At 45.4% G+C, this 17,208-nt stretch carries 16 protein-coding genes; 14 read left to right on the top strand and 2 right to left on the bottom strand.

Translation table 11 applies throughout. The features are described from left to right. The first annotated feature begins 68 nt into the window (after positions 1–68). From hfq to hflC, 4 genes are read left to right on the top strand one after another with little or no spacing between them, the layout of a single operon-like run. Entirely contained in the window at positions 69–332 is a 264-nt protein-coding gene (hfq, locus tag VA249_RS13260; RefSeq protein WP_005438329.1) for an RNA chaperone Hfq, read from the top strand. Between the two features lie 38 nt (positions 333–370). Beyond that, positions 371–1,660: a ribosome rescue GTPase HflX gene (gene hflX, locus VA249_RS13255; RefSeq protein ID WP_221068246.1), complete on the top strand. Its 1,290-nt coding sequence runs from the start codon at positions 371–373 to the stop codon at positions 1,658–1,660. A gap of 45 nt (positions 1,661–1,705) precedes the next feature. Then, complete coding sequence (gene hflK / locus VA249_RS13250; protein ID WP_128809968.1) at positions 1,706–2,905, top strand: FtsH protease activity modulator HflK; 1,200 nt, start codon at positions 1,706–1,708, stop codon at positions 2,903–2,905. A 2-nt stretch (positions 2,906–2,907) separates the two neighbouring features. Further along, complete coding sequence (hflC, locus tag VA249_RS13245) at positions 2,908–3,888, top strand: protease modulator HflC (protein WP_221068245.1); 981 nt, start codon at positions 2,908–2,910, stop codon at positions 3,886–3,888. A 71-nt stretch (positions 3,889–3,959) separates the two neighbouring features. Here hflC and VA249_RS13240 read toward each other — a convergent pair whose 3' ends face one another. After that, positions 3,960–4,145 carry a DUF2065 domain-containing protein gene (locus tag VA249_RS13240; RefSeq protein ID WP_128809970.1) on the bottom strand — a complete coding sequence of 62 codons (186 nt, stop codon included), beginning with the start codon at positions 4,143–4,145 and terminating at the stop codon, positions 3,960–3,962. Between the two features lie 173 nt (positions 4,146–4,318). Here VA249_RS13240 and VA249_RS13235 point away from each other — a divergent pair, with 173 nt between their 5' ends. Next, complete coding sequence (locus VA249_RS13235; RefSeq protein WP_128809971.1) at positions 4,319–5,635, top strand: adenylosuccinate synthase; 1,317 nt, start codon at positions 4,319–4,321, stop codon at positions 5,633–5,635. Between the two features lie 228 nt (positions 5,636–5,863). Further along, the gene (motX, locus tag VA249_RS13230) at positions 5,864–6,499 is read left to right on the top strand and encodes a flagellar protein MotX (RefSeq protein ID WP_221068244.1); all 636 of its coding nucleotides are present in this window, start codon (positions 5,864–5,866) and stop codon (positions 6,497–6,499) included. Between the two features lie 122 nt (positions 6,500–6,621). Here the strand turns inward: motX and hmpA are convergent, their stop codons facing one another. Beyond that, positions 6,622–7,806 carry an NO-inducible flavohemoprotein gene (gene hmpA, locus VA249_RS13225; protein WP_221068243.1) on the bottom strand — a complete coding sequence of 395 codons (1,185 nt, stop codon included), beginning with the start codon at positions 7,804–7,806 and terminating at the stop codon, positions 6,622–6,624. A 111-nt stretch (positions 7,807–7,917) separates the two neighbouring features. Between hmpA and nsrR the strand changes: the two genes are divergently transcribed. The 8 genes from nsrR to astA all read left to right on the top strand — a co-directional run bounded on the left by nsrR (position 7,918) and on the right by astA (position 17,198). After that, a complete protein-coding gene (gene nsrR, locus VA249_RS13220; protein ID WP_128809974.1) occupies positions 7,918–8,343 on the top strand; it encodes a nitric oxide-sensing transcriptional repressor NsrR in 426 nt (141 codons plus the stop codon). Between the two features lie 105 nt (positions 8,344–8,448). Then, positions 8,449–10,956, top strand: coding sequence for a ribonuclease R (gene rnr, locus VA249_RS13215; protein WP_221068242.1), 2,508 nt, complete (start codon positions 8,449–8,451; stop codon positions 10,954–10,956). Between the two features lie 79 nt (positions 10,957–11,035). After that, positions 11,036–11,779: a 23S rRNA (guanosine(2251)-2'-O)-methyltransferase RlmB gene (gene rlmB, locus VA249_RS13210; RefSeq protein ID WP_128809976.1), complete on the top strand. Its 744-nt coding sequence runs from the start codon at positions 11,036–11,038 to the stop codon at positions 11,777–11,779. A gap of 107 nt (positions 11,780–11,886) precedes the next feature. Then, positions 11,887–12,573, top strand: coding sequence for a phosphoglycolate phosphatase (locus VA249_RS13205; RefSeq protein ID WP_221068241.1), 687 nt, complete (start codon positions 11,887–11,889; stop codon positions 12,571–12,573). A gap of 115 nt (positions 12,574–12,688) precedes the next feature. Continuing rightward, positions 12,689–13,726: a tryptophan--tRNA ligase gene (trpS, locus tag VA249_RS13200; RefSeq protein ID WP_128809978.1), complete on the top strand. Its 1,038-nt coding sequence runs from the start codon at positions 12,689–12,691 to the stop codon at positions 13,724–13,726. A gap of 182 nt (positions 13,727–13,908) precedes the next feature. After that, on the top strand, positions 13,909–14,496 hold the full coding sequence (locus tag VA249_RS13195) for an aminodeoxychorismate/anthranilate synthase component II (protein ID WP_211916528.1): 588 nt from the start codon (positions 13,909–13,911) through the stop codon (positions 14,494–14,496). A 361-nt stretch (positions 14,497–14,857) separates the two neighbouring features. Beyond that, positions 14,858–16,069 carry an aspartate aminotransferase family protein gene (locus tag VA249_RS13190; RefSeq protein WP_128809980.1) on the top strand — a complete coding sequence of 404 codons (1,212 nt, stop codon included), beginning with the start codon at positions 14,858–14,860 and terminating at the stop codon, positions 16,067–16,069. A 109-nt stretch (positions 16,070–16,178) separates the two neighbouring features. Beyond that, positions 16,179–17,198 carry an arginine N-succinyltransferase gene (astA, locus tag VA249_RS13185; protein WP_221068240.1) on the top strand — a complete coding sequence of 340 codons (1,020 nt, stop codon included), beginning with the start codon at positions 16,179–16,181 and terminating at the stop codon, positions 17,196–17,198. The last annotated feature ends 10 nt before the right edge of the window (positions 17,199–17,208 follow it).

Below are 17,208 nucleotides of genomic sequence, written 5' to 3'. Positions count from 1 at the left end.
AGCAGTACCTTTTGCATTGCACCGCTAGCTAAATAATTACAACTACAAATTAAATAAGGAAAATAAAAATGGCTAAGGGGCAATCTCTACAAGACCCATTCCTAAATGCGCTACGTCGTGAGCGTATCCCGGTATCTATCTACCTTGTGAACGGTATTAAACTTCAAGGTCAGATCGAATCATTCGATCAGTTCGTGATCCTATTGAAAAACACTGTAAACCAAATGGTGTACAAGCACGCAATCTCTACAGTTGTTCCGGCTCGTCCAGTGAGCCACCACAGTGGTGATCGTCCTCAAGGTGATCGTCCACAAGAAAAATCTGAAGATTAATTCTTCATTTAGTATTTCTACAATAAGGAGTTGATTGCTTGTTTGACCGTTATGAATCCGGTGAGCGAGCCGTACTTGTTCATATCAACTTCACGCAAGAAGGTGAATGGGAAGATCTGGCTGAATTTGAAATGCTAGTTTCCTCCGCTGGGGTTGAGGCGCTGCAAGTTGTGACTGGTAGCCGTCAATCCCCACACCCGAAATACTATGTCGGAGAGGGTAAAGCACAAGAAATTGCATCGACGGTGCAATTAACGGGTGCTGAAATTGTGATTTTTAATCACTCCCTCTCTCCTGCCCAAGAACGTAACCTCGAAGCACTGTGCCAATGTCGAGTTCTCGACCGCACTGGTCTTATTCTCGATATCTTTGCTCAACGAGCTCGAACGCACGAAGGTAAGCTACAAGTAGAGTTGGCTCAACTTCGTCACATTTCTACTCGTTTGATTCGCGGTTGGACACACCTTGAAAGGCAGAAAGGCGGTATTGGTTTACGTGGTCCAGGTGAAACTCAGCTGGAAACCGACCGTCGACTATTGCGTGAGAGAATTAAATCGATACTTCGTCGTTTAGAAAAAGTAGCGAAGCAACGTGAACAGGGACGTCGTGCCCGAAATCGAGCAGAAATTCCAACGGTTTCTCTCGTAGGCTACACCAACGCGGGTAAGTCGACACTCTTCAACCGTATAACTGAAGCGGGTGTGTACGCAGCTGATCAGCTATTTGCTACTCTTGATCCTACTTTACGTAAAATAGAGTTAGCAGATGTAGGCCCTGCAATTCTCGCAGATACCGTTGGTTTTATTCGACATTTGCCACATGACTTGGTGGCAGCTTTTAAAGCGACCCTACAAGAGACGCAAGAAGCTGACATTTTGTTACATGTTGTTGATGCCAGTGATGAACGTTTTCGTGAGAATATTCAAGCTGTTCATGAAGTATTAGAAGAGATCGACGCACATGAAGTGCCAAGTCTCGTCGTCATGAATAAGATTGACAATCTAGATGAGCAGAAACCACGCATAGAGCGCGATGAAGAAGGCGTGCCTCGTGCAGTTTGGATTTCCGCCATGGATGGAATCGGTATTGATCTCCTCTTTGATGCGCTGACCGAGCGGTTGGCTTCTCAAATGGTTGAGCATCAGTTGCGAATTCCTCCACAGTATCAAGGACGATTCCGTAGTACATTCTTCCAAATGAAGTGTATTCAACGTGAGGAGTATGACCAGGATGGTAACTTGTTGATCGCGATTCGAATGCAGCAAGTAGATTGGTCTAGACTTGAAAAAAGAGAAGGGGCAGTTTTGACTGGCTTTATAGTCACTTAAAGGACTGCTACAGTATAACGTCATATCAAATGATGGAGCTTTCTAATGGCGTGGAATGAGCCTGGAAATAACAACGGCAATAATGGCCGCGATAATGACCCATGGGGTAATAATAATCGCGGTGGCCAGCGTCCTGGTGGCAGAGATCAAGGTCCGCCAGATTTAGATGAAGTGTTCAGCAAACTGAGTCAAAAGCTGGGTGGTAAGTTTGGTAAGAAAGGCGGCGGTGGTTCACCTATCGGCGGTGGTGGTAGTGCGATTGGCTTCGGTGTCATTGCAGTTATCGCGATTGCAGTTTGGTTCTTCGCTGGCTTTTACACCATCGGTGAAGCAGAGCGTGGTGTTGTACTGCGTTTAGGTAAATATGACCGTATCGTCGATCCTGGTCTGAACTGGCGTCCTCGCTTTATTGATGAAGTGACGCCTGTAAACGTACAGGCAATTCGTTCTTTGCGTGCTTCTGGCACAATGCTAACGAAAGACGAAAACGTTGTTACGGTAGCAATGGATGTACAGTACCGTGTCTCTGATCCATACAAGTACCTTTACCAAGTAACGAATGCGGATGACAGTTTGCGTCAAGCAACAGACTCTGCGCTACGTGCGGTAATTGGTGACTCGCTAATGGACAGCATCCTAACAAGTGGCCGTCAGCAAATTCGTCAAAGCACACAAGAAACACTAAACCAAATCATTGATAATTATGATATGGGTTTGATGATTGTTGACGTGAACTTCCAGTCTGCACGTCCACCTGAGCAAGTAAAAGACGCATTTGATGATGCGATTGCGGCTCGTGAGGATGAAGAGCGTTTTGAACGTGAAGCAGAAGCGTACCGTAATGACATTCTTCCTAAGGCAACAGGTCGTGCTGAACGTCTGAAGAAAGAAGCGCAAGGTTACAGCGAACGTATTACGAATGAAGCACTTGGTCAGGTTGCTCAGTTTGAAAAACTCTTACCAGAGTACCTAGCAGCGCCAGGCGTTACTCGTGACCGTTTGTACCTAGATACAATGGAAGAAGTGTATTCAAGCACATCGAAAGTGCTGATTGACTCTGAATCAAGCGGCAACCTGTTGTACCTACCGATCGACAAACTCGCAGGTCAGGAAGGCGCGACACAAACAAAACGTAAATCAAGCTCGTCTTCGACTTACGACAAAATTGAGTTGGAATCTCAAAGTACTAGCGGTACAACGGATACTCAATCTCGTTCAACTGGTACACGTCAAGGGAGATACTAAGAATGCGTAAGTTAATGATCCCTGTACTGGTCATCGCTCTAGCTTTGATGCTGATGTCACTATTCGTGATCCCTGAGGGGGAACGAGGTATTGTGATTCGCTTTGGTCGAGTACTGAAAGATAACAATGATATTGCTCGTATCTATGAACCGGGTTTGCATTTCAAAATGCCTTTGTTTGACCGTGTAAAAACACTTGATGCACGTATTCAAACAATGGATGGCCGCTCAGACCGCTTTGTAACGTCAGAGAAAAAAGACGTAATCATTGATAGCTATGTTAAATGGCGTATCGAAGATTTCGGTCAGTTCTATCTAGCAACAGGTGGTGGTAATACGCTGACGGCAGAAGCTCTATTGGAACGCAAAGTAACAGACGTTCTGCGTTCAGAAATCGGTTCTCGCGAGATCAAACAGATTGTTTCAGGCCCGCGTAATAACGATGTATTGCCAGAAAGTTCTGACAGTGAAGTCGTCACTACTGAAGCGGCGAAAGAAGCATTAGAGATCGACGGCGAACGCGATAAAATCATGGAAAACGTACTGACAGGCACTCGTGACAGTGCGATGACGGACTTAGGTGTTCAGATTGTTGACTTCCGAATGAAGAAGATCAATCTACCTGACAACATCAGTGATTCTATCTACAAACGTATGCGTGCAGAACGTGAGTCAGTGGCTCGTAAACACCGTTCTCAAGGTCGTGAGAAAGCCGAAGTTATTCGTGCTCAAGCTGAACTTGAAGTCGCGACGGTATTAGCAGAAGCCGATAAAACAGCTCGTGTAACACGAGGTGAGGCCGATGCAGAAGCCGCGAAGATTTATGCAGAAGCGTACAACAAGGATCCTGAGTTCTTCAGCTTCCTACGTTCTTTGAAAGCTTACGAGAAATCGTTCAGTTCTAAGAGCGACATTCTTGTATTGGATCCGAAGAGTGAATTCTTCCAGTACATGAATAACGCGAAAGGTGCGCCAGCACAATAAGCGTGTTGATAAATGATAAAGGCTCCGAAAGGAGCCTTTTTTGTATTTGATGGAATGGTTTCGTAAGTGTGTTAACTCATCATGATTGCAATGACGGCACCCGCAACCACTAAGCAACCCCCAATGCGACGCAGCTGATTATCGGGTTGCTGACTGAGTTGAGCGACCATGTTGCGCCATCCATTGGGCGCGATTAAGGGCCCAATCCCTTCTACAATCAATACGAGCCCGATTGCGAGCCAAATAGACTCAGACATAGTGATTCCTAACTGAATTTAGAAAAGCAAATATTATCAGTGATGTACTGATTTCGAAATGAGCAACGTTGGTGAGATTGCATTCTAGTATCAAGTCTGTGAACAAAAAATGACTGCAAGATGCGAGATTCAGTGCTAGAATCCTTTTTTAACTAGCAATCAGACTTGGAAAGATGGGAAATAACGTAGTCGTTCTAGGCACCCAATGGGGTGACGAAGGTAAAGGTAAAATTGTAGACCTTTTAACTGAAGATGCAAAATACGTGGTGCGCTACCAAGGCGGTCACAACGCAGGTCACACACTTGTAATTGACGGTGAGAAAACCGTTCTTCACTTAATTCCATCAGGTATCCTTCGCGATAACGTAAAATGCGTTATCGGTAACGGTGTTGTACTATCACCTGAAGCTCTAATTAAAGAAATGAAACCTCTTGAAGAGCGCGGTATTCCAGTACGCGAACGTCTTTTCATTTCTGAAGCATGTCCTCTAATTCTTCCTTACCACGTAGCGCTAGACCAAGCGCGTGAAATCGCACGTGGTAAAAAAGCTATCGGTACAACTGGTCGTGGTATCGGTCCTGCATACGAAGATAAAGTTGCTCGTCGCGGTCTACGCGTTGGCGACCTATTCGATATGGAAGCATTCGCTGAGAAACTAAAAGAAGTAATGGAATACCATAACTTCGCTCTAGTGAACTACTACAAAGCAGACGCAGTAAGCTACGAAGAAGTACTTGAGCAAGCTAAAGGCTACGCTGAACTGCTGACTTCTATGGTTATGGACGTAACTGACGAACTAGACGCAGCACGTAAGCGCGGCGACAAGATCATGTTCGAAGGTGCTCAAGGTACACTGCTAGATATCGATCACGGTACTTACCCGTACGTAACTTCTTCTAACACGACTGCTGGTGGTGTTGCTGCAGGTTCTGGTTTTGGTCCTCGTCACCTAGGTTACATCCTTGGTATCGCGAAAGCTTACTGTACTCGCGTTGGTGCAGGTCCATTCCCAACTGAACTATACGATGGTCTAGACAAGCAAGATCCAGTAGGTAAGCACCTTGGTACTGTTGGTCACGAGTTTGGCGCAACAACGGGTCGTCTACGTCGTACAGGTTGGTTTGATGCGGTTGCGATGCGTCGTGCAATTCAAATCAACTCAGTAACTGGCTTCTGTCTAACTAAGCTAGACGTACTAGATGGTCTTGAAGAGCTAAAAATCTGTACTGGTTACAAGATGGAAGATGGCTCTGTACTAGAAGTTTCGCCAATGGCTGCTGATGAGTACGAAAAAGTAACGCCAATCTACGAAACAATGCCTGGTTGGTCTGAAAACACATTTGGTGCTAAATCTATCGATGCGCTTCCTCAAGCAGCTCTAGATTACATCAAGCGTATTGAAGAACTGACTGGCGTACCAGTAGACATTATCTCAACTGGTCCTGACCGTAACGAGACTATCATTAAAGTTCACCCATTTGGTGCTTAATGGATATTCGTTAGAGAATATAAAAACCGGCTTTCTAGCCGGTTTTTTTGTATCTGTGATGTGCTCGTCTCTCTGAGAGATGGTATTCGCCATGGCAACTTATTGCCGTTAAGCTTAAGTGAGGGGCAAAAATTGTCTAAAGCTTAAGTAACCTTTGCCGATAAGGTTTATAAGCAGAAGAGGTCATTCGCTGACCTTTGGTCTCTCAGATACCTTAAAGAGTACATTATGAAGTTACGAACAGTGGCTGCTTCACTGTTATTGATGCTGAGTGCAACATCGGTTAAAGCGAATGTCTCCGATGTAGGTGCACCAGTGCCCATCTACACCGAAGCAGAACTTATTAAGCTTATTGAGCAGAATAAGCACTTAGAACGCGTACGCGCTGACAACTGCCAGTTGGTGGAAGATATCGTAGCTCGTGCGACACGCATTAATTTGCCATCTTATGAATTCCTATATGGCGATATGCTGGCTTGGGGCGTATGCGTTGATCAAGACGTAGAGCTTGGTCTTTACTACATGGAAAACGCGGCACACCAAGGTTTGCCAGCAGCCCTCGAGCAAATTGGTCGCTATTATTCTCGTGGCACATTAGTACAACAAGATAAAGAGCGTGCGATCCCATACTTGCGTGAAGCCGCGGCGATGGGAAATTTAAATGCACGTATTCATCTTGCAGAATTGCTTTTGCGAGATTACGGTAGCCCTCTCGATTATGAAGATGCGTACCGTTGGTTGTATAACTCTGTTACAGCTGACAAACGCCAACATAAACGTATTGCGATGCTGAGAAATGGTCTCGAGCAGCGCATGCCACAGAACATTATTGCGCGTGCAAAGCGACGCGATACATTCTGGTAATTCGTACTCTTAAAAACGGCGCGTCATGCAATCTTGTGACTTCATGATATTCTAAGAATAGACATAACAAAGCCCACATCATGTGGGCTTTGTTGTTTTTCCCGAAGAATTGTCGCGAGCGATTAAACGACTTTGTGTGGACCGAAACACTCGTAGTGGAATTGCTCTTGTGGTACACCGATTTCAAGTAGTTGTTTCGCTACGTGCTGCATAAAGCCAACTGGACCACAGAAGTACACTTGCACGTTGTCTTGTTTTAAGGCGGTTTCAATTTCGCGTAGATTCACAAGGCCCGTGAAGTGGAAGTCTTCACCTAGTCGGTCTTCAGCCATTGGTTGGTTATACCAAACCAGTGAGTTCATGTTTTCTTTTGCGCCAACAAATTGGTTTACATGGTGCTTAAATGCGTGTTGTTGACCGTTTTCTGCTGCGTGTACCCATGTGACCGGCGCTTGGTGATCTGAAAGGCTCTCAAGCATTGAAAGTGTCGGTGTTAGGCCAATACCAGCAGAAATCAGAACCACTGGTGTCTGAGTTTTCACATCCATGAAAAAGTCACCTGCTGGAGCAGCAAGTTGTACTTTATCGCCAATGTTTAGGTCATCATGTAGGAAGTTAGAAACTTTACCGCCTTGTTCTCGTTTTACAGAGATACGATAAGTGTTCTCTTGAACCGCAGAAGATAGGCTGTATTGACGAATCTCTTGGTTTTCGAACTTATTACTGTTGATGTAGATACCAAGGTATTGTCCCGGCTTGTATTCTGCAACCTTTTCACCATCAACCGGTTTGAAAACGAAGCTGTAAACATTTTCACTTTCACGTTGCTTGCCCACCAACTCAAATTCACGTAAACCACGCCAACCGCCTTGAAGTGCTTCGTTCTCTTGGTAAATCTGCTCTTCACGTTGAATGAAGACGTTTGCTAGCACGCCGTAAGCTTCAGCCCACGCATCAATGACATCTTGGCCGGGAGAAAACAACTCATCAATTGTTGCGAGTAGGTGTTTACCCACAATTTTGTACTGATCTTCGGTGATCAAAAAGCTGGTGTGTTTATGTGCGATCTTTTCTACTGCACCGAGCAGTGCTGGTAGATTATCAATGTTGGTTGCGTACGCACAAATCGCATTAAATAGTGCTTCACGTTGGTCGCCATTGCGTTGGTTACTCATATTGAAAATGTCTTTCAATTCGGGGTTATGTGCAAACATACGGTCATAAAAATGCGCAGTTAACTTTGGCCCAGTTTCCGCCAAAAGTGGGGCGGTGGCTTTCACGATATCAATGGTTTGATTGCTGAGCATAATGGCTTCCTATTTAAAGTTGTATTTATAATGCATGTTTAAAGTTGTATCTCAAATGTATCTTTCAATCAAGAAAAGATTTACACTTTTGAGATCAGAGAGGAGCGCATTATGCAGTTAACCAGTTTTACCGATTACGCACTCAGAACCTTGATTTACTTAGCGTCATTACCAAAAGATGAGCTTACCAATATCACTGAGGTAACGGATTTATTTGGTGTGTCACGCAACCACATGGTGAAAGTGATTAATCGCCTTGGGCAACTTGGCTATGTGCATACTGTGCGTGGTAAAAATGGCGGCATACGTTTGATGAAGCCAGCAAAAGCGATCACTATTGGTGGTGTTGTGCGTGATTTAGAACCATTAGATTTGGTGAACTGTTCAGTAGAATTTTGCCATATTACGCCCGCATGTCGCCTGAAAGAAAAGTTAGCTCAAGCGAAAATGGCTTTTTTAGCGGCACTCGATGATTGCACAATTGAAGATCTCATCACCGACAATTCTGATCTATTGATCTTGCTTACGCGTCCATAGTTCTTAAATCTCATTCAGATCGTTCTTTTTTCAAAGCAATTCTGTAGCTTATCAAGAGACTCGGATATACTAGCTCTATACCTTCCTTGCTAGATAGGCACGCCTATGTCAGACAACATTCCAAACGATCCTTTTGCAGATCGTGAATCCCAAAATTACGAAAACCCAATTCCAAGCCGAGAGTTTATTACTGAGTTTCTACAACAAGCCGGCGTACCGATGAATCGTAATGATTTGTTTGAAGCACTAAAGCTTGATGGTGAAGATCAGTACGAGGGTTTGCGTCGTCGACTCCGAGCGATGGAGCGTGATGGGCAATTGGTGTTTACACGACGTCAGTGCTATGCCTTACCAGAAAAGCTCGAAATGGTGAAAGGGTACGTTATTGGCCACAAAGATGGCCATGGTTGGGTACGTCCTGAGGGCAGTGTTGGCAAGGACAATGACATTGTATTACCTCACCATCAGATGAAGCATATCATTCACGGTGATTACGTGTTGGTGCAACCAACAGACAATAGCAAACGTGGTCGTCGTGAAGGGCGTTTAGTTCGAGTGCTTGAAGAGCGTAAGACACAGATTGTAGGGCGTTTCTTTCTTGAATATGGTTACTCATATGTTGTACCGGATGACTCTCGAATCAGCCAGGATATCCTGATCCCCAATGAGCACAAAGCCGGTGCTCGTATGGGTAACGTTGTTGTCATTGAAATCACAGACCGTGGCGCTCGTTCACGTGGCATGATGGGTAAAGTCATTGAAGTTCTTGGTGAAAACATGGCACCAGGAATGGAAACGCAAATTGCAATTCGTACTCATCAAATCCCTCACGATTGGCCAGAAGCGGTTGATAAGCAAATTGCTAACCTAGGCGAAGAAGTGCCAGAAGAAGCAAAAGTAGGTCGTGTTGATTTACGTGATTTACCATTGGTGACCATTGATGGTGAAGATGCACGTGACTTTGATGATGCGGTTTTCTGTGAAAAGAAAAAGAGCGGCGGTTGGCGTTTATGGGTTGCGATAGCTGACGTAAGTTACTACGTACGCACTGACACTGCTCTCGACAAAGAAGCCATCAACCGTGGTAACTCTGTGTACTTCCCATCGCAAGTTGTCCCAATGTTGCCTGAAGTGCTATCGAATGGTTTATGTTCACTAAACCCACAAGTCGATCGCTTGTGTATGGTATGTGAGATGACCATCTCTGAGACGGGTAAACTCTCGGGTTACAAACACTACGAAGCCGTGATGAACTCACACGCTCGTCTTACTTATAGCAAAGTAGGAGCAATTCTAGAGGGGGATGAAGATCTTCGTTTGCGTTATCACAAACTGGTGCCTCATCTAGAAGAATTGCACAGTATGTACAAAGTGCTGAAAGAAGCGCGTGATAATCGTGGTGCGATTGAGTTTGAAACCGTTGAAGCGAAATTCATCTTCAATGCGGATCGTAAGATTGAAAGCATTGAGCCAGTGATTCGTAATGACGCTCACAAGATCATCGAAGAGTGTATGATCCTAGCGAACATCGCTTCAGCGTCTTATGTTGAGAAAGCAAAAGAGCCGGCGTTGTACCGTGTTCACGAATCTCCGGGTGAATTGCGTCTGCAAGGCTTCCGTGATTTCCTTGGTGAGCTGGGCTTAAACTTAGGCGGTGGTTTAGAGCCATCTCCAACGGATTACGCCGATTTGGTTAAGCAAATTGCCGAGCGTCAGGATAAAGAATTGATCCAAACGATGCTGTTGCGTTCAATGAAGCAAGCAGTATACAACGCAGACAATGCCGGTCACTTTGGTTTAGCACTGAAACGCTACGCGCACTTCACGTCACCAATTCGTCGTTACCCAGACTTATTACTGCACCGTGCAATCAAATACCTGATTGCCAAAGAAGAAGGCCGTAATCAAGATCGCTGGACACCAACGGGTGGTTACCATTACTCATTTGACGATATGGACTTCTACGGTGAGCAATGTTCGATGACAGAGCGCCGTGCAGACGATGCAACGCGCGAAGTCGCTGATTGGTTGAAGTGTGAATACATGCAAGATCACGTTGGTGATGAGCTTGATGGCGTGATTGCCAACGTGACGAGCTTTGGTTTCTTTGTTCGTTTAACAGAGCTGCACATCGATGGTTTGGTACACATTTCGACACTAGCCAACGATTACTACCAATTTGATCCGATCGGTCAAAGACTTATCGGTGAAAGCTTCGGTAACATCTATCGCTTAGGCGATGCGGTGAAAGTGAAAGTGCTTGCGGTGAACTTAAATGACAAGCAAATTGACTTTGAATTGATCGAAACAAGTCGTAAGCTACGCGGCAAAGGCAAGACCGCGAAGAAGCGTGTAGCAGAAGCAAAACGCAAAGCGAAAGAGAAAAAACGTACCTCAACGCGCTCTTCAAAAGAGTCAAACGGTACGCGTGCTACACCAGCTATCGAGCCAACTAAGCGACCTGAGCCAAGTGAAAAGGCCGACAAACGCAAAGGTGGATCGAAGCGTGGTGACACTGAAAGCGCGAAAAAGCCGAAAGTGAAAAAGGCACGTAAGAAAAAGCCACACAGTAAGCCGAAGAAAACCACGCGTACTCAAAGTAACGCAGAGTAGGTGAAATCGCTGATTTAACTTGGTGTGAATACGCCAAGTTAAATTGATGTGGGCACTGACCAGAAAAACAGGTTAAATAATGAGTAACGAATTTATCTACGGCATTCACGCAGTGAAAGCGGTACTAGAACGCGAACCAGAACGTTTTATCGAAGCGTATGTTTTAAAAGGTCGTCAAGACGATCGGCTAATGCCAATTCTGAATGATCTTCAGGTTTGTGGTGTGTCTATCCAACAAATGACTCGTAAAACGCTAGACGATAAAGCGCATGGTGCTAACCACCAAGGCATCATTGCTCGTGTGAAGCCAGCGAAACAGCTGAACGAAAACGACATTGATGGCATTTTAGCGCAGCACGAATCTCCGCTGTTATTGGTATTGGATGGCGTGACGGATCCGCATAACCTAGGTGCTTGTCTACGTAACGCAGACGCAGCTGGCGTTGCGGCGATCATTGTACCGAAAGACCGCTCTGCACCAATGAACGCAACGGTAAGCAAAGTCGCTTGCGGTGCTGCTGAAGTCGTGCCATTGATCCGAGTGACCAACTTGGCGCGCACGATGCGTACACTGCAAGAGCAAGGCATTTGGTTTGTGGGCACGGCGGGTGAAGCGACACACGATATCTACCAAGCGAAACTGACCGGCCCTCTGGCTATCGTGATGGGAGCAGAAGGTGACGGCATGCGTCGTCTGACTCGCGAAACCTGTGACGATCTAATTAAGATCCCAATGGCAGGTAGCGTTTCAAGCTTGAACGTATCTGTAGCATCGGGCATCTGTTTGTTTGAAGCGGTTCGTCAGCGTATTGCTGCCAAGTAACTGATAAAAAACGTTAAGATAAATCAGTCACAGTAATAAAAACAAAGGATGGGGTGCCATCCTTTGTTGTTTTCACCGATTTATAAATAAAAATCTTCAGGGAAGTTATGACTCAACAAGACATTAAATTCATCGCCTTTGACCTTGATGGTACTTTGCTTGATAGCGTGCCAGATTTGGCGGTTGCGGCTGACCAAGCAGTACAAGCGCTTGGCTTTCCATCGGTTTCAGAAGAGCAGGTTCGAGATTACGTCGGTAACGGCGCAGATGTGCTGATTGGACGCTCACTGAGCCAAAGCCTGACCATCAATCCTGAACTGAGCGAAGAGCTTCGTGCAAAAGCGCGTGTGCTGTTTGATGATTACTACGAGCAAAGTGGTCACAAGCTAAGCCACCTTTACCCTACGGTAAAAGAGACACTGGAAGAGTTGCACAAGGCGGGTTTTGTTATGGCGTTGGTGACCAACAAACCTTCAAAGTTTGTGCCTGACGTTTTGGAAAAGCACGACATCGCAAAATACTTCGTTGATGTTCTTGGCGGTGATGCATTCCCAGAGAAAAAACCAAACCCAGTCGCACTGAACTGGCTGATGGAAAAACACCAAATCCAACCGAGTGAAATGCTGATGGTTGGCGACTCGAAAAACGACATTCTAGCCGCGAAGAACGCAGGCTGCGCCTCATTTGGTTTAACTTATGGTTACAACCATGGCGAGTCTATTTCAGTATCAAATCCAGATTTCGTTGCTGACAGTTTGGCAGAATTATTGGACGTTGTAGCGGTTTCTGCATAACGGCTATAAAAGAGCTTCCAAAATACTCGTTAATGAGTACACTGAGTAAGCCGTGCGCCTATCGCTGCACGGTTTTTTCATTTAATTAGATTAAGAAGTCAAAGGAATCATTCTAATGAGCAAACCCATTGTATTGAGTGGTGTTCAACCTTCAGGTGAACTAAGTATCGGTAACTACTTGGGTGCTCTACGTCAATGGCAGCAGATGCAAGACGATTATGATTGCCAATACTGTGTGGTAGACCTTCACGCGATTACGGTTCGTCAAGACCCTAAAGCACTGCATGAAGCGACTCTAGATGCACTGGCGATCTGTCTGGCAGTTGGTGTTGACCCTAAGAAGAGCACGCTATTTGTTCAGTCACACGTACCAGAGCATGCTCAGCTTGGTTGGCTTCTTAACTGTTACACCCAGATGGGTGAACTGGGTCGTATGACGCAGTTTAAAGATAAATCTGCACGTTACTCAAAAGACAGCTCGAGCCAGTTTGGTGATGTCAACGTAGGTCTGTTTGATTACCCAGTTCTAATGGCTGCAGACATCCTACTTTACGGTGCGCATCAAGTGCCAGTAGGAAGTGATCAGAAGCAACACCTAGAGCTCGCGCGTGATATCGCGAACCGCTTTAACAACATCTACTCGCCAGAGCAGCCAATCTTCCAAGTGCCAGAGCCTTACATTCCGACGGTAAACGCACGTGTAATGAGCCTGCAAGACGCAACGAAGAAGATGTCTAAGTCAGATGATAACCGTAAGAATGTTATCACGTTGCTGGAAGAGCCTAAGTCGATCATCAAGAAGATCAACAAAGCGCAAACAGACGCTGAAATGCCACCACGTATTGCTCACGATTGGGAAAACAAAGCAGGCATCTCTAACCTAATGGGTCTTTACTCTGCGGCGACAGGCATGAGCTTTGAAGAGATTGAAGCGAAATACAAAGGCGTTGAAATGTATGGCCCATTCAAGAAAGACGTGGGTGAAGCACTGGTTACTATGCTTGAGCCAATCCAAGCGGAATACCATCGTATCCGTGCCGATCGTGCATACATGAACGAAGTGATGAAGCAAGGTGCAGACAAAGCATCGGCTCGTGCGGCTGAAACGTTGAAGAAAGCGTACGCGGCAGTAGGCTTTGTTGCTCGCCCATAATGCAGCTTAAAGTTTGACTTTCTTTAGCCCTCGCATTTGCGGGGGTTTTTTGTATTTGAGTAAATTTATATCGCAAAACCTTGCCTTTCTGATTTTGTATAGCAAAATACCGCCTCAATGGCACTTTTGTGGCATAACCCCTGTCTGAACTGCCAAGAATGGATTGGAGCAATCTAAACACTATGTTGTTGATCATTGATAATTATGACTCGTTTACTTACAACCTTTACCAGTACTTTTGTGAGTTAGGGGCGAACGTTAAGGTTGTGCGCAATGATGAGATTGATATCCAAGGCATTGAGGCGCTCAAGCCGACCCACCTTGTCATTTCACCAGGGCCATGTACACCAAATGAGGCAGGCATTTCTCTACAAGCGATAGAGCACTTTGCTGGCAAGTTACCTATATTAGGGGTGTGTTTAGGTCACCAGGCGATTGCGCAAGTATTTGGTGGTGAAGTGGTACGCGCAAGACAAGTGATGCATGGTAAAACCTCGCCGATCCGTCACAATGGTCGCAGTGTATTTAAAAACCTCAATAACCCACTTACAGTGACTCGTTACCATTCCTTAGTGGTAAAAAATGGCACCCTACCAGACGTGTTTGAATTGACGGCATGGACGGAACTTTCAGATGGCAGCATGGATGAAATCATGGGTTATCAACATAAAACCCTGCCAATTGATGCGGTACAGTTTCATCCTGAGTCTATAAAGACAGAACAAGGTCATGAGCTTCTGGCTAACTTTCTCTCACGTGAAATGATCTGATCAGGATCACTTTTCTTAACAAATTCTTCATCTTTTTCCACTAGGGAAGAGAATGCAAAACTATGCGTTCTACTTTTCTGGCGTGCACTATTCATTTTTATCATTTCTGTTTAAGCCTTGTCATAATTGGCTTTTATTAAATTTTGCTTCTCAATTTATAATTATTGGTGCATAAATAGTCATAGGTAGTGAGTAATAGTGGTTTGCTCCCGATACGAAAAGAATAAATCACTATTGAAATGGTTAATTAAATGTAAATACAATGCCGTGATAGCTTAAATGCAAAACATTATTTGCTGGTGATGAATGCTGGCCAAATTCGCTTATCTGCTCGGCATGCGGTATCAAAAAGGAATATGCAATGACGATGGAAAATAAAGTAGAGCGCGGTTTATTTGATGAGGTCATGGTGCCTTGTTATAACCCGATGGAAATGATTCCAGTAAAAGGAAAGGGTTCACGAGTTTGGGACCAAGATGGCAATGAATACATCGATTTTGCCGGTGGCATTGCGGTGAGTTGCCTTGGACATTGTCATCCTGTCATGGTGAATGCGTTGACTGAACAAGGCAATAAGCTTTGGCACCTAAGTAATGTCATGACCAATGAGCCAGCACTACGACTTGCCAAAAAGCTAACCGAAGTCAGCTTTGCTGAGCGTGTTTTTTTCGCTAACTCTGGTGCTGAAGCGAATGAAGCTGCATTAAAACTTGCCCGTCGTTATGCCGCAGATGTTCATGGTCAAGAAAAGTCTGAAATCATTGCATTTAAACAAGGTTTCCATGGCCGTACGTTTTTTACGGTAACCGTTGGCGGTCAAGCAGCTTACTCGGATGGTTTTGGACCTAAGCCAGGTGATGTTACGCATTTGCCTTACAATGACATTGAAGCGCTGCAATCGCACATTTCAGATCGCACTTGTGCGATTATGATGGAGCCACTACAAGGTGAGGGCGGAATCATTCCACCTACACCAGAGTTTGCTCAAGCCGTCCGTGAATTGTGTGATAAGCACAATGCATTACTTATCTTTGATGAAGTTCAAACGGGTAATGGCCGTACCGGTCACTTTTACGCATATCAAGGTTTGGGTATCACACCAGATATCTTAAGTACCGCGAAATCACTTGGTGGTGGTTTCCCTATTGGTGCGATGTTAACAACTGCAAAACTGGCGGAACACATGAAAGTCGGCACTCACGGGTCTACTTACGGTGGTAACCCACTCGCTTGTGCCGTTGCTGAGGCGGTGGTTGAGGAAGTCAGCAAGCCTGAAACGTTAGCCGGTGTCCTTGAGCGTGAAGCGCTATTCCGTGAGGGGCTAGAGAAGATTAATACGAAGTACAATATCTTTTCTGAGGTGCGTGGCAAAGGTCTCCTATTAGGTGCTGCGCTGAATGATGAATGGCAGGGGCGTGCGCGAGACGTACTAGTCGCTGCTGGTAAACAAGGTCTCATGGTATTGGTTGCGGGTGCCAATGTCGTACGTTTCACTCCATCACTCGTGATCACACAACAAGAAATCGAAGAAGGCTTGGCAAAACTGGATAAAGCCATATCGACGTTAGTTTAAACGCGCCGACCAGTTTATTGTCAACGCAGACGCCCCCATCGAGGATCGCTGATGGGGGAATTGTTCCTACACTATAGTTAGGATCTTCTTGCATCTGGAGGGAGTATTGATGCTAGTTGTTCGCCCTATTGCAATGTCGGATTATGATGCGCTGCACACTTGTGCGGTGGAATCAGGTCATGGATTTACATCTCTGCCGGTTAATGAAGAGCTATTAACCAATCGAATTACACACTCAGAGTACAGCTTTGCTAAAACAGACATAAAAGAGGCGGGGGATGAGGGCTACCTTATGGTCGGCTTTGATTTTGAAACCGGAGAGGTCGCGGGCACGACGGGGATTGAAGCTTCGATCGGATGGGACGTACCGTTTTACTCTTACCACATCAGTAAAGTCGTTCACTCATCGCCAAAGCTTGGCGTTAATAACGTTGTAAAGCTACTGACGTTTGGTAACAACTACACGGGCAATAGCGAAATATGTACCTTGTTTTTGCGCGAGAAGTTCCGTGGTGGTTTGAATGGCCGTTTAATGTCCAAATGTCGTTTTTTAATGATGGCTGAGCACCCTGAACGTTTCTCTGAAACCATTTTTGCAGAGATGCGTGGTGTATCCGACGAGCAAGGTAATTCACCATTCTGGCAGTGGCTACAAGAACACTTCTTCTCTATTGATTTCACTCTGGCAGACTATTTAACGGGGATTGGTAAAAAAGGCTTTATTGCTGACTTGATGCCAAAACTGCCGATTTATGTCAATTTGTTGAGCCCAGAAGCACAAGCTGTCATCGGTAAAGTGCATGATAACACTCGCCCGGCGCTCAAGTTACTTGAAAATGAAGGGTTCACAAATCGCGGTTACGTGGACATCTTCGATGGTGGTCCAACCGTAGAATGTGATTTACGAAATATTGAGTCGGTACGCCACTCATTCCGAGCTCAAGTGAGAATTGCACCGCACACGAGCACACAAGACTTTTTGATGTGCAATTCATCGTTTTCAGATTTTCGAGCCGCAGCGGCAAAGGCGGCGTATGACGCTGAGACACATAGCGTCGTAATTGCGCCTGAATTGGCGGAAGCGCTTTTGGTTAAGGACGGAGATTTTATCCGTCTTCTTCCACAGTAACTGACGACAG

This window comes from Vibrio alfacsensis (assembly GCF_019670485.1).
GTDB lineage: Bacteria > Pseudomonadota > Gammaproteobacteria > Enterobacterales > Vibrionaceae > Vibrio > Vibrio alfacsensis.
The sequence above is the reverse complement of the archived record's forward strand: the minus strand, read 5'-3'. Positions and strand labels throughout refer to the sequence as shown.